Origin of the sequence: Bradyrhizobium sp. HKCCYLRH1034, assembly GCF_051168375.1 — a bacterium.
GTDB lineage: Bacteria > Pseudomonadota > Alphaproteobacteria > Rhizobiales > Xanthobacteraceae > Bradyrhizobium.
Map to the genome: position 1 here is coordinate 541,232 of NZ_JBNPUW010000003.1, position 12,655 is coordinate 553,886.

Sequence of the window (12,655 nt, forward strand, 5' to 3'; positions counted from 1 at the left end):
GTCGCGACAAAAGCCTGCGAATACCGCGTCGGCAATCCTACAGCCGGAATTCCTCACCGAGATACAGCCGGCGCACGTCGGGATCGGCGACGATCTCCTCCGGGCTGCCTTCGGTGAGAATCTGCCCAGCGTACACAATGTAGGCGCGGTCGGTGAGGCCGAGCGTCTCGCGGACGTTATGGTCGGTGATGAGCACGCCGATGCCGCGGTTGGTGAGATGGCGCACCAGCTGCTGGATGTCGCCGACCGCGATCGGATCGATGCCGGCGAACGGCTCGTCGAGCAGCATGTAGTTCGGGCGCGTCGCCAGCGCGCGGGCGATCTCGACGCGGCGACGCTCGCCGCCGGACAGTGCGATCGACGGCGACTTGCGCAGCCGCGTGATGGTGAATTCTTCCAGCAGCGCGTCGAGCTCGCGCTCGCGCTTCTTGCGCGACGGCTCGACCACTTCGAGCACGGCGCGGATGTTCTGCTCGACGGTGAGGCCGCGGAAGATCGAGGCCTCCTGCGGCAGGTAGCCGATGCCGAGCCGCGCGCGCTGATACATCGGCAGCCGCGTGACGTCATGGCCATCGAGCTCGATGGCGCCGCGATCGGCCTTGATCAGGCCGGTGATCATGTAGAACACGGTGGTCTTGCCGGCGCCGTTCGGCCCGAGCAGGCCGACGGCCTCGCCGCGGCGGACATAGATCGAGACGCCGCGCACGACCTGGCGGCTGCCAAAGCTCTTCTCGATCGAATGCACGGCGAGGAAGCCCGGCCGGCGCAGCAGTTGCGGACCGCCCCCCGCGCCATTGTTGCGCGGCCTGGCTGGCATCGGCTGCGAGGCCGGCCGCTTGCGCTGGATCTGCTCGGTGTTCTGCGGCGAGCGCGGATTGATGCGCGGCACCGTTTCATCGCGCACGGAGTCGGCGAGCGCGGCGAGCGGATCATCGCTGTAGGAATTGCCGAACGGATCGTCCATGGCCGTGATGTCGTCGCGCCGGCGCGAGGAGCCTCGCTGGCCGCGCTTGGCGGGACGCCCACGAAACATGCCGAGTAGATCCACCATCCCCGCTTCGCTTACGCCCTTCGAGGCTGCCCGTCATCGACCGCAGCGCTGGCTCGCCCGCTCACCGCGAGCGAACGCATCTCACCTCTCGCGGATCACAGGGAGCGCGAGGCCGGCCAAAGCGCGGCAGGCCGCGCTTCGGAGTTTGTCGTCTGACGGCGAAGTCGCGGTCGCCACGCAGGCGACCGATCGCAAGATCGCAATCGTGTCCGGCATCACTCTTTCGCAGCCACGCAATGGGTTCCACGGCCTCCCGTTGCATCGGCCCTGCGACAGAACCGCCCGCTCGCTAGATAGAGGCAGCAGCGGCGCGGTTCAACTGGGCCGCCGGCGTTTTGCTAAATAATTGAAGTCACTTCGATTTGCCTGGACCGAGCTGCAGCGGCGCGGCGCTGCCTGGAGCCGAGGCCGTCGACGAACCGCAGCCGCCGCCGGCGCCCGCGCCCGCGCCCGCCTGCGGCAGCAGCACCTGGACGCCGCGCCCGCTGTCGGATTCGACGCGCGACACGCCGGTGGTCATGTCCACCGTCAGCCGGTCGCCGCGCATCACGTTCTTGCACTGGGTCAGCACCACGCCGCCCTGCATCGAGATCATGTTGGTCTTGGTGTCGTAGACCGCGGTCTCGCCGGTCACGACCTGGTCCTTCTGGGTCACCTTGACGTCGCCGCGCGCCTCGAGACGGCGGATCGCCGAGCTGCCGTCCGGCCCAGGCGTCGCCGCCGGCGTGGCCTTGGTCGCCTTGGCGCCGCCCGGCTGGGCGCCGCCGTCGTAGAACACCACCAGCGACTTCGAGGTCATGGTGGTGTCGCCCTGCACGACCTTGACGTTGCCGGTGAAGGTCGCCTCCTTCTTCTTGTCGCGCATCTCGAGCGCGGCGGCCTCGATCTGGATCGGCTGGTCGCGATTCTGCGAGAACCCCTGCAGCGCGTTGGGCACGCCGGTGGTCGCGCTCTGCGCCTGCGATGAGTCGGCAAGCGCGAGCAACGCCAGCGCGGCGAAGCCGGCGCCGCGAATCGCTACGGGAATGAAACGGCACGTGGTCATGAGGTCACTTCACGTTGCGGGCCGGACGGCCGGGATCGGCGCTCGCCGTCGTGGCCGGAGCGGCATTCATGTTGTCGAGGTTCATCATCACATTGCCCTCGAAGCGGATGACCTCGCCATTGTCGGTGATGCGCAGGCGGTCGGCGGAGAGCGTACCGTTGGTGAGCTTGACGTCGACGCGCTCGTCCGAGCTCACGGTGCCCTTGGCCATGTCGACCGAGGCCCGGCTCAGCCGCGCCTCGTAGCCCGTCGACGTCGTCAGCAGGATATCCTTCGTCAGCTCGAGCTGCTGCTGCTTGGTGTCGAACACGCCGGTATTCGCCTTCAAGGTCACCGTCGACTGATCCTCCATCAGCACCTTGGCGCGGAGGATGTTGAGCTCGACGTGATCGGGATCGGTGAGGTCCTGCACCGCGCTCCGGGCGACGAGATCATACGGCCGCTGGTCCGGCGTGAAGCCGGTGAGATGCGGCGTCTCCATCGTGATCTTGCGGCCGGAGATGACGAGGTTGCCGGTGAGATTCGGGGTGTTGATCTCCATGTGGAACGGATTGAACAGCGCGATGCCGATCACGACCGCCATCGCCAGTCCCACCGCCGCCGGCACCGCGACCCGCAGCACGCGCACGAAGCGGCTGTGGCGCGCCGCGACAGCGAAGCGCGCCTGCAGGGTGGGGTCATAGGCGGGGTTGTGGACCGAGTTCACCAGGGCTCCGACGGACACGGGGAGGCGCGCGAAACAGCGCCCATCCTACCATGGACGCCTTCACCATTGCAGCCTGGAACTGGCGCGAAATCGCGACGCGGGGCAACTTGCGATCATTACGAGACATTAATGATCGTGAACGCGCCCGCGATTCGCCGGCTTCAGGAATGCGCGAAGATGTCCTCGGCCTCGAATCCGCCCAGATCGAGCGTCGCGCGGTGGGGCAGGAACGCGAAACAGGCCTGCGCCAGCGCCAACCGCCCTTCGCGCGCCAGCATCCCGTCGAGCTTTTCGCGCAGCGCATGCAGATGCAGCACGTCGGAGGCGGCATACGCGAGCTGCGGCTCGCTGAGCTGCTCGGCGCCCCAGTCGCTCGACTGCTGCTGCTTGGAGAGATCGACGTTGAGCAGCTCGCGCACGAGATCCTTCAGGCCATGGCGGTCGGTATAGGTGCGCGCCAGCCGCGAGGCGATCTTGGTGCAATAGACCGGCTGCGGCATCACCCCGAACGCGTGAAACAGCGCCGCGACATCGAAGCGCGCGAAGTGGAAGATTTTGGTGATGTCCGGGTTGCCGAGCAGCGCCTTCAGGTTCGGCGCGTCGGTGTGCCCCTTGGGAATCTGCACCACGTCGGCCGAGCCGTCGCCGGGCGACAGCTGCACCACGCACAGCCGGTCGCGGTGCGGATTGAGCCCCATCGTCTCGGTGTCGATCGCGACCGACGAGGTATAGCGGGAAAGATCAGGCAGGTCGCCGCGGTGCAGGCGTACGGTCATGGCTCTCAAAACCTCGTCGAATCGAAATCGGACGCGACGGGCCGGAGCAACGCCGCGGGAAGCGCTCGGGAACCGGCTGTAGCCCGGCGCTGGTAACCAACCGGCAAACGCGCCGGGCCGGTCCGGAGATCAGCCGTGGGAATGCCAGCCCCGCCGCCCGGGCGCAAGGGCCGGACAGGGCCAAGTGATCGCATCTCAAGTGATCGCATCTGAGGTGGCGCCGGCAGTGTCTCCGCGGCCGTTCGAGGCGGCGCCGTCGTCATTGAGGGCGGTCGACCCGCTGGTTGCATCGCGCCAGATCGCACCCGATCGATCGATGCAACTCTTGCATTGATCGATGCCGCCTTTGGCTTGGACAGAAATAGCCACTGGCCCTACGCGTGATATTGTCGCAGGACTTCGCATCTGGAGCGCAGCGACCCAAGGCGGTCTGCAGCATCTGCCCAACAACGACATAATCAATTGAGGAGGAAGCCAAGATGAAGGCACTTACAGGTATCATTGCGGCCGCTGTGCTGGCGGTCTCGTCGCCGCTGGCGACCGCGCGCGATTTCCGCTCCGCCGACGTGCACCCCGCCGATTATCCGACCGTCGAAGCCGTCAAGTTCATGGGCAAGCAGCTCGCTGCCGCGAGCGGCGGCAAGCTCGGCGTCAAGGTGTTTCCGAACGGCGCCCTCGGCTCCGAGAAGGACACGATCGAGCAGCTCAAGATCGGCGCGCTCGACATGATGCGGATCAACTCCTCGCCGCTCAACAATTTCGTGCCGGAGACCGTCGCGCTGTGCCTGCCCTTCGTGTTCCGCGACACGCAGCACATGCGCAACGTCCTGGACGGGCCGATCGGCGACGAGATCCTGGCGGCCATGGAGCCCGCCGGCCTGGTCGGCCTGGCTTATTATGACAGCGGCGCGCGCTCGATCTACACGGTCAAGGCGCCGGTGAAGTCGCTCGCCGACCTCAAGGGCCTGAAGATCCGCGTCCAGCAGTCCGACCTCTGGGTCGGCATGATCCAGAGCCTCGGCGCCAACCCGACCCCGATGCCCTATGGCGAGGTCTACACCGCGCTCAAGACCGGCCTCGTCGACGCCGCCGAGAACAACTGGCCGTCCTATGAATCCTCGCGCCACTTCGAGGCCGCCAAGTTCTACAACGTCACCGAGCACTCGCTGGCGCCCGAAGTCCTCGTGATGTCCAAGAAGGTCTGGGACACGCTGAGCAAAGAGGATCAGGCGATGATCCGCAAGGCGGCAAAGGAATCCGTGCCGGTCATGCGCAAGCTCTGGGACGAGCGCGAGCAGACCTCCCGCAAGACCGTCGAGGCCGCTGGCGTCCAGGTCGTGACGATCGCCAACAAGCAGGAATTCGTCGACGCGATGAAGCCGGTGTACCAGAAGTTCGCTGGCGACGAGAAGCTCTCGAGCCTCGTCAAGCGCATCCAGGACACCAAATAAGAGTAGCGACGCAAAAATCGCGACTTCAAAGACATCTACCAAGAACAACAATCATACGGTCCGGCGTCGCCATCAGGCGGCGCCGCAGGAAAGCCAGGGGAGGGACGGGAATGACAGATCCACATGTCGGAGACCACGAGCAGCAGGAGGGACGTCCGTCGACCGGCCTGCTCTCGCGGATCAACGCCGTCATCGCGCGCGTCGGCATGTATCTGTCCGTCGCCGGCCTGCTCGTCATCGTCACCATCGTCTTCTACCAGGTGTTCGGACGCTACGTTCTCAACTCCAGCCCGACCTGGACCGAGAACCTGGCGCTGGTCCTGATCCTCTATGTCACGCTGATCGGCGCCGCCGTCGGCGTTCGCGACGCCGGCCATATCGGCATGGACAGCCTCCTCGTGATGCTGCCGGATCATCTGCGGGAAAAGATCGAGCTCGTCATCCACGTGCTGGTCGCGATGTTCGGCGTCGCGATGGCCTACAACGGCTGGATCCTCGGCGCCTCCGTGGGCACCGTGAAGATCGCCAATCTCGGCCTGCCCGAAGTCGTCCGCTACGTGCCGCTGATCGCTTCGGGAATCCTGATCGTCATGTTTTCCATCGAGCACATCATTGCTCTCTTGCGCGGCGAAGAGGTCGTCCCCTCATGGAACTGATTATTCTCGGCGTCACCTTCTTCGGCTTCCTGGTCCTCGGCGTTCCCGTTGCGTTTGCGATCGGCCTCTCGGCGATCTGCACCATCCTCTATGAAGGCCTGCCGGTTGCCGTCATCTTCCAGCAGATGATGTCGGGGATGAACATCTTCTCGTTCCTCGCCATCCCGTTCTTCGTCTTCAGCGGCGAGCTGATGCTGCATGGCGGCGTCGCGGACAAGATCGTGCAGCTCGCCAAGAATCTCGTCGGTCACATCCGCGGCGGGCTCGGCATGTCGAACGTCGTCGCCTGCACGCTGTTCGGCGGCGTCTCCGGCTCTCCCGTGGCCGACGTGTCGGCGATGGGCGCGGTGATGATCCCGATGATGAAGAAGGAAGGGTTCGACACCGACTACGCCGTCAACGTCACCACCCACGCCTCGCTGGTCGGCGCGTTGATGCCGACCAGCCACAACATGATCATCTATGCGCTCGCCGCCGGCGGCAAGGTGTCGATCGGCGCGCTGATCGCCGCGGGTCTTCTTCCGGCGCTCGTGCTGATGGTCTGCATGCTGGTCGCCGCCTACGCGGTCGCCGTGAAGCGCGGCTATCCCGCGGGCAAGTTTCCCGGCTGGGCGGAGGTGTTCCGCTCGTTCGCCGCGGCGCTGCCCGGCCTCTTGATCGTCGGCATCATCCTGGCGGGCATCCTGTCCGGCGTGTTCACGGCCACCGAGTCCGCGGCCGTCGCGGTCACCTACACGATCCTGCTGACGTTCTTCATCTACCGCACGATGACCTTGCAGAACTTCCTGCGGGCCGCCGCCAAGGCGGTCAAGACGACCGGCGTGGTGCTGCTGCTGATCGGCGTCTCCACCATGTTCCAGTACCTGATGGGATTGTACGAGGTCGCCGATTTCGCCGGCGACCTGATGAGCAAGGTGTCGACGCAGCCCTGGATGATCTTCCTGCTGATCAACGTCATCCTGTTCCTGCTCGGCACGTTCATGGACATGGCGGCGACCATCCTGATCTGCACCCCGATCTTCCTGCCGATCGCGATGAAGGCGGGCATGGATCCGGTGCAGTTCGGCATGCTGATGCTGATCAACTGCGCGCTGGGCCTCAACACCCCGCCGGTCGGCACCACGCAGTTCGTCGGCTGCGCCATCGGCGGCATCTCGGTCGGCGCGGTCATGCGCACCATCCTGCCGTTCTACGCCGCGCTGATCGCCGCCCTGATGTTCGTGACCTACGTGCCGGCCTTCTCGCTGTGGCTGCCGCGGCTGCTGATGGGGTATAAGGGATAGGTCGTCCGAGCGTTCGCCGGTCTTGGCCGGCGAACCGCGCCTGCGGTGGTTTGCGCCACGGCAGCGGAAAGACTCCGCTTGCGACCGACGACCGCAGGCTTTTTCGAAATAGCTCAGTCGTTTCAATCACGTCGGATGGCGCTTCGCATCAGTGGCAGCATAGCCACCCGAGTGTCGGCAACCTGCAGGCGGACCGAAAGAGGGCCGCACAAGGCGAACGGCTCTACTAGAACGGAAGATCATCATCGACCGATGTCAGCCTGTCGGCCTCCCTTGAAAGACCGCCCTCCCTCAGCAGTTCTAAAAGCCGATCTTTCGGCATGAGTTCGTGGTCGTAAACATATTGCAAGAAGGCATTGAAACTGTGGGAGCCTCTCAGGTCAGCCCCATTCCACGAAGCACGAACTATCATTTCGACATCTCCGGCAGTGAACGAAGCGAGAAGCGGTTCCACCACTAGCCCGTAGATCGAATTTGCATCTGGCCAATTCCGCGCGGAGCTGTACAGCCGAACTGCCTGCGCAACGATGACACGGTCTTTTGACTGCAGAACCTGCTTTAATTCCTCTGCTGAAAAGCTACTCAATCGAGACTCGGCCGTGTCTCTAAGACCTGGGAGGCTCAACGACGCCCCAATAACTGCCTGGATCCGAGCGACAGGAGCTCTTCGAAGGAAATCATTAAACTTCCTTCTATTGTCCTCGTCGAGGAAGCTCCAAGATTGCGGCACGTGGCGCAGGATTGCGAAGGTCAAAGGAAATTCCGTGTCTGAGATTTGCCTGCAAATCTTGTTTATTGCGCTTGCAATGCGGGGCTCAGCAAAAGAGGGAAAGCCGTCGCAGCAAGCGCGGAGAGCTACAAGCGTTTGGCGGCGTTCCTTCAATTGCTCAGGCCCATCGAAGAAGCCGAACAACAATTTGTCGGTGAAGGTCTTCACAAGAACGTCCTTCGGTCTACCTAGGCCCGCCGCCTTGAGTGCCGAAAGCGCCTGCTTGTAATCGGATGGAAACAGATTTGAGCCAACCACCGACACCAAACTTTGAACCGCTGCCTTGCCTTGCACGGGTGGTTGGGAGAGAACAAATTCAACGGCGTTGCGAAGGTGCAGCCGAGCGAGCTCTGCTGATGGTTGATAGTGCGCGTCCTGCCTTTGATACGTCGGATGGGCACAGCGATTCCGATCTTCCCGCAACCTTTGCAAATCTATGAGTTGCTGATGTTCAAAGAACTCGAACTTGGAATATGTTTGGTCGATGATGCTGCGTTCGAATTCTAGGCTCTTCTTTAAAGCTTCGGCATCTCCTCGTTCGACCCCCACCCGCCATCGTTCGTACGTGTCAATGAGCAATTTTGCCTCTGGATCACCTGACAGCGCTAGCTCGCGAACTTTCTCGATAAGGTCAAAAACGACAGCTATCCACACGGATACAATGCAGGCTCTGTTTGCCCCCGCCTTGTAGCTGGCGACTGCTTCGCGCAGGTAATTGCGGGCTTCTTCTCCCCTGCATTTGAGAACCAACTCGTCGAGATCAGTGATCACGCTATGCTCCTGCACGGGCTAATACTGTAGGAGTACATCGGAAGTTGTATGGCGGCTACCGACCAAACATTGATTGAGTGGATGAATCGCCGCCACGTCCTGCTACCGGTGTCTGTTGAGGTATAAAAATACGGACATCAGTGGATCGGCAAGCGTCCTGATGCACCGGAACGGAAGTACCTCGGGCCTAAGCCCGGCTTCAACCGTCAGCAATTCGGGACGGTCTGCAACATGCTTGCACAAAGGAAATAGCGAGATCGCCGACGCCACCGGCCTGACCCGCCAGACCATCTACCACATCCGAGTTGATCGCGCAGCGGCTGAAGCGGCTTTGGCAAGTTGGGCAGCCTAAGAGAAGGTCAAACCTAAGCGCATCGGTCCGCCCCGATCAGTGTCTTTCCAAGCACGACACGGCAATCACCCGCCAATCAGGGATTTGGCGGGTCTTTATCAAAGAAGTCGCCCTGCCTTGGATCGGGCCGTTCGCGCTCCTCGGAAGGGGCCGCCGGACGTCGGGCAAGCTCGGCTTCGGCCATGAAATATCCATCGGCGAAGACCCTAAGCATCTCTATTTTTCTGTCTTCGCTGACGCGCGGAATGTCGCCGGCCTCAATGACCCGCAATTCCCTCAGAGGCTCACGCCCCTTCACTCTTGGAACACTGAAATCCAGAATCTGGAATTTTGCTGCGGCGAGATCAGGATCGTCCGCCAGCAACTCGTCGACGAGCGTCACGAAAAGCGACAACCGCTCTCTGGCAAGCGGATTCTGGCGCCAGAAACTGAACCAAGGAAAGGTAAGCTGGCCACCTACTCCGTACAGAAGCGGAGGATCGAACGGCACCATGAGCCCACGGCCGATCGAATAGTATCGACGGTCGATCGACTGAACAAAATCCGGCGTCACATCAGCGAAATGGTCCCGGATGAGCGGAAGAACCTCAAGAAAATTCTTCCGAACATCGGCACGCTTCACAGCCCGCTTGATGCCTTCAACGATCTCGTCATAGGGCTGGTTGAAAACCAGCATATCGCGAGCGGCCAAGAACAGAGCGTTGTAATTGAACGTAGGTGGATTGTTTACCAGACGGACGAGCGTCTTGCAGGTACGCTCAGGCGTGTCCTGCCAATTTCGCGCGAGATGCTGAACTGATGGCACTTTCGGTTTGGCCACGGTTACCTCTCATTGCAGCGTGTATGGCGCTATGTGCTTCGAGTAGAAACTAACTATATCCTCGTCTGCGATCTTCATACCCGGGTTGACAGAACCTGAGTGATTCCAAACCTTATACCACGGACCACCCTTGACATGGGTTAGTTCCACCAAATCACCAGGGCGGAGTCGGGAGTAAAAGGCAACAATTTTCCTGAGTATATCTGTAGTTGACGCATCGAATTTGTATTGAACAACTTGACTCTGTCCGGTTGCTGGATCGATTCGGCACGCTCTTCCTCGAATGGGCGATCTGTCGTTGCCCTTGAACTCTCGGTAAAGATACGGAAGCACCGGCCCGAGCTCCCACGCCTCAAATCTATGGGCGATCAGAGGGGCCTTAAGCTCGATCAACGACCAAGCATGACAAAAGTATACAATCTTCTGGAGCGAGAGGTTTGTTACTTCGACTCCTCGCTTTTCACATTCATCTAGGACGAAGTTCGCGATCGCGCGGCCATCGTGAGCCATCTTTTGGCGCTCCGCTGTCCCCAACGCTTTTGGCACACAGTTGCGGCAGCAACCGCGGCTTGTTCATTGGATACTGATTATATCGTTTTCCCGGCTCTTGCCCCAACACCTTTCTAAGCGATGTAGAGTGGACATGCAGCAACGCTATGCGGCCATATTGATCGCCCCGTCGCATACCACCCATCTCCAAACTGCCCGTCGTGCCAGTCTGTCGCAGCATTTCGGCTTGCGCCGTCGGGCAAATCACCTGCACATTTCCGCGCGTCCCTGCTGCCGCATGAGGGGCGTGTCGCGACCGTCACGAGACGTTGGCAGTGGGATGCGATGGGCGTGTGTCGTTGCAGCGTGATTGAGTTCGCGCGGACGAACAAGGATGCACGCACGGTCAAGTCGCGCGGTCCTGATATCCCGACGCTGATATCAACTCATGACGAAGCTTTCGCTTCGCGTGGGGATGGTGGCCACCAAGCCCGGCGCACCAGGGAGAACGCGAAGCAGCCGTTAAAACCAATCGCGCAGGGAGGGCCGGATGATCCGGCGCGTACCTGTGGTTCCTGCCGCCAGCATTTTCCTTCGCTGGCGGGCCATGGGTGCGGTCGGCACCCGGCTCTCCCTGCGCCCTCATGATTTCGAGGGCGAGACGATCGGCATGGCTCGGGCGCAAAGCGCGCCACGAGGCTGATAGGTCTTGCCCTAAACGAGAAAGACCACGGCGGTCATGGTGATCACTCAACACGAAGGCGGTGCCCACCCTCCCCTGGAGGGGGAGGGTCGCCTCACGGAGAGCGCAGCGAAACGTGAGGCGGGGTGGGGTGATCTCTCCTCCGGCGCTGGCGTGCGTGGAGAGATCACCCCCCCCCGCTCGCCCGCTTCGCGTGCGATCGACCCTCCCCCTCCAGGGGAGGGTGGAGGCTCGCAGCCGGCAGCAGCGGCATCACGGATGCCCGAAGCAAAATCGTTCGCAATCTCGGTGAAACGCGTGAGGCCGACGTGTCGAAGACATCGGCCCAATCGACACCGACCTCTATTCGACCGCAACGCGCATCAGCGCGCTCGTCCGTCGCAGATCTCTTGTGCGGGGGAGGTCACCACCAAAAATGGTGCCCAGGAAAGGACTCGAACCTTCACGGCCGTTAAGCCACTGGCACCTGAAGCCAGCGCGTCTACCAATTCCGCCACCTGGGCATGGGGGCGCTGTGTACGGATCGAACGGGCGCTTGTCAAACCGCTGAACGCCCAAGATGACAATTTTTCTCACCCCATGCGCAAAAACACGGCTCCCTTTTCCGCGGTGCGGGCGATGGGCTATACAGCGGCCCAGGATGGCGGGCCGCGGGGTGCGAATCGCCGCTGACAGCTATCTCGTCCGGGGCGGACCGACCGCCCGGCAATCCCAGGACTCATTCCATGGCATCGAATCTGGACACATTGGTTACCGTCTTCGGCGGCTCCGGCTTCGTCGGGCGCAACGTGGTCCGGGCGCTGGCCAAGCGCGACTACCGCATCCGCGTCGCGGTGCGTCGGCCGGAGCTGGCCGGCCATCTGCAGCCGCTCGGCCGGGTCGGCCAGATCCACGCCGTACAGGCCAATCTGCGCTATCCCGACTCGGTCGCATCGGCGCTGCGTGACAGCCATGTCGCGATCAACCTCGTCGGCGTCCTGACCGAGAGCGGCGCGCAGACCTTCGAGGCCGTGCAGGCCGAGGGCGCCGCCACCGTCGCCAAGGCGGCGGCCGCCGCCGGCGCCCGCATGGTGCACGTCTCGGCGATCGGCGCCGACGCAGAGTCGGCGTCGAGCTATGCCCGCGCCAAGGCGGCCGGCGAGGCCGCCGTGCTGGCCGCGGTGCCCGAGGCCGTGATCATGCGCCCCTCGGTCGTGTTCGGCCCCGAGGACCAGTTCACCAACCGCTTTGCGGGGCTCGCCCGGATCTCGCCGTTCCTGCCGCTGATCGGCGGCGGCGAGACGAAGATGCAGCCGGTCTATGTCGGCGACGTCGCCACCGCGGTGGCCGATGCGGTCGACGGCAAGGCGCAGCCGGGCGCGACCTACGAGCTCGGCGGGCCCGAGGTGCTGAGCTTCCGGGAAATCCTGAAAATCATCCTCGACATCACCGACCGCGACCGCGCGCTGCTGCCGTTGCCGTTCGGGCTCGCCAAACTGCAGGCCGCAATCCTGCAGTTCGCGCCGGGGCCGCTGAAGCTGACGCCGGACCAGGTCGAGCTGTTGCGCCACGACAACGTGGTGTCGGAGGCGGCGAAGGCGGCGGGGCTGACGCTGCAGGGCCTCGGCATCACGCCGGATTCGCTCGAGGCGGTCGCTCCGCAATATCTCTGGCGCTTCCGTCCCTCAGGACAGTTCCAGCGTAAGAACGCGTGAGGGGCCACCGGCCTCTCCACGTCATTGCGAGGAGCGAAGCGACGAAGCAATCTAGAGTCCCGGACACCACACTGGATTGCTTCGCTTAC

Annotated in this window: 11 protein-coding genes and 1 tRNA gene; 4 read left to right on the top strand and 8 right to left on the bottom strand. The window is 62.9% G+C overall.

What is annotated here, in order from left to right; all coding sequences use genetic code 11:
• Nucleotides 1-37 precede the first annotated feature (37 nt).
• The 4 genes from lptB to ACQR0W_RS09485 form a co-directional block, all read right to left on the bottom strand.
• Nucleotides 38-1,051, bottom strand: a complete 1,014-nt coding sequence (lptB, locus tag ACQR0W_RS09470) for an LPS export ABC transporter ATP-binding protein (protein ID WP_315716871.1) — start codon at nucleotides 1,049-1,051, stop codon at nucleotides 38-40.
• A 352-nt stretch (nucleotides 1,052-1,403) separates the two neighbouring features.
• Complete coding sequence (locus ACQR0W_RS09475) at nucleotides 1,404-2,096, bottom strand: LptA/OstA family protein (RefSeq protein WP_315825671.1); 693 nt, start codon at nucleotides 2,094-2,096, stop codon at nucleotides 1,404-1,406.
• A 4-nt stretch (nucleotides 2,097-2,100) separates the two neighbouring features.
• Nucleotides 2,101-2,802, bottom strand: a complete 702-nt coding sequence (gene lptC / locus ACQR0W_RS09480; protein WP_315716868.1) for an LPS export ABC transporter periplasmic protein LptC — start codon at nucleotides 2,800-2,802, stop codon at nucleotides 2,101-2,103.
• 161 nt (nucleotides 2,803-2,963) lie between these two features.
• Nucleotides 2,964-3,578 carry a ribonuclease D gene (locus ACQR0W_RS09485; protein ID WP_315716867.1) on the bottom strand — a complete coding sequence of 205 codons (615 nt, stop codon included), beginning with the start codon at nucleotides 3,576-3,578 and terminating at the stop codon, nucleotides 2,964-2,966.
• Between the two features lie 479 nt (nucleotides 3,579-4,057).
• Between ACQR0W_RS09485 and ACQR0W_RS09490 the strand changes: the two genes are divergently transcribed.
• The 3 genes from ACQR0W_RS09490 to ACQR0W_RS09500 all read left to right on the top strand — a co-directional run bounded on the left by ACQR0W_RS09490 (nucleotide 4,058) and on the right by ACQR0W_RS09500 (nucleotide 6,968).
• On the top strand, nucleotides 4,058-5,029 hold the full coding sequence (locus ACQR0W_RS09490; protein ID WP_315716866.1) for a TRAP transporter substrate-binding protein: 972 nt from the start codon (nucleotides 4,058-4,060) through the stop codon (nucleotides 5,027-5,029).
• 110 nt (nucleotides 5,030-5,139) lie between these two features.
• Nucleotides 5,140-5,685: a TRAP transporter small permease gene (locus ACQR0W_RS09495; RefSeq protein ID WP_316170018.1), complete on the top strand. Its 546-nt coding sequence runs from the start codon at nucleotides 5,140-5,142 to the stop codon at nucleotides 5,683-5,685.
• Nucleotides 5,676-6,968 carry a TRAP transporter large permease gene (locus tag ACQR0W_RS09500; RefSeq protein WP_315716864.1) on the top strand — a complete coding sequence of 431 codons (1,293 nt, stop codon included), beginning with the start codon at nucleotides 5,676-5,678 and terminating at the stop codon, nucleotides 6,966-6,968. The genes ACQR0W_RS09495 and ACQR0W_RS09500 overlap by 10 nt, the downstream gene beginning before the upstream one ends.
• Nucleotides 6,969-7,194: 226 nt before the next feature.
• On the opposite strand, the gene ACQR0W_RS09505 is transcribed toward ACQR0W_RS09500, so the two are convergent.
• The 4 genes from ACQR0W_RS09505 to ACQR0W_RS09520 form a co-directional block, all read right to left on the bottom strand.
• The gene (locus ACQR0W_RS09505; protein WP_316191515.1) at nucleotides 7,195-8,508 is read right to left on the bottom strand and encodes a hypothetical protein; all 1,314 of its coding nucleotides are present in this window, start codon (nucleotides 8,506-8,508) and stop codon (nucleotides 7,195-7,197) included.
• A gap of 428 nt (nucleotides 8,509-8,936) precedes the next feature.
• Nucleotides 8,937-9,680, bottom strand: coding sequence for a hypothetical protein (locus ACQR0W_RS09510; protein WP_316191516.1), 744 nt, complete (start codon nucleotides 9,678-9,680; stop codon nucleotides 8,937-8,939).
• 9 nt (nucleotides 9,681-9,689) lie between these two features.
• Entirely contained in the window at nucleotides 9,690-10,190 is a 501-nt protein-coding gene (locus tag ACQR0W_RS09515) for a Panacea domain-containing protein (RefSeq protein WP_410052167.1), read from the bottom strand.
• 1,098 nt (nucleotides 10,191-11,288) lie between these two features.
• A tRNA-Leu gene (locus ACQR0W_RS09520) sits at nucleotides 11,289-11,375 on the bottom strand.
• Nucleotides 11,376-11,597: 222 nt separating this feature from the next.
• Between ACQR0W_RS09520 and ACQR0W_RS09525 the strand changes: the two genes are divergently transcribed.
• Nucleotides 11,598-12,566: a complex I NDUFA9 subunit family protein gene (locus ACQR0W_RS09525; RefSeq protein ID WP_315716856.1), complete on the top strand. Its 969-nt coding sequence runs from the start codon at nucleotides 11,598-11,600 to the stop codon at nucleotides 12,564-12,566.
• Nucleotides 12,567-12,655 lie beyond the last annotated feature (89 nt).

Coding starts and splice junctions, on each gene's coding strand:
- lptB (WP_315716871.1), bottom strand. CDS start 1,051: ATGGTGGATCTACTCGGCATGTTTCGTGGGCGTCCCGCCAAGCGCGGC.
- ACQR0W_RS09475 (WP_315825671.1), bottom strand. CDS start 2,096: ATGACCACGTGCCGTTTCATTCCCGTAGCGATTCGCGGCGCCGGCTTC.
- ACQR0W_RS09485 (WP_315716867.1), bottom strand. CDS start 3,578: ATGACCGTACGCCTGCACCGCGGCGACCTGCCTGATCTTTCCCGCTAT.
- ACQR0W_RS09490 (WP_315716866.1), top strand. CDS start 4,058: ATGAAGGCACTTACAGGTATCATTGCGGCCGCTGTGCTGGCGGTCTCG.
- ACQR0W_RS09495 (WP_316170018.1), top strand. CDS start 5,140: ATGACAGATCCACATGTCGGAGACCACGAGCAGCAGGAGGGACGTCCG.
- ACQR0W_RS09500 (WP_315716864.1), top strand. CDS start 5,676: ATGGAACTGATTATTCTCGGCGTCACCTTCTTCGGCTTCCTGGTCCTC.
- ACQR0W_RS09515 (WP_410052167.1), bottom strand. CDS start 10,190: ATGGCTCACGATGGCCGCGCGATCGCGAACTTCGTCCTAGATGAATGT.
- ACQR0W_RS09525 (WP_315716856.1), top strand. CDS start 11,598: ATGGCATCGAATCTGGACACATTGGTTACCGTCTTCGGCGGCTCCGGC.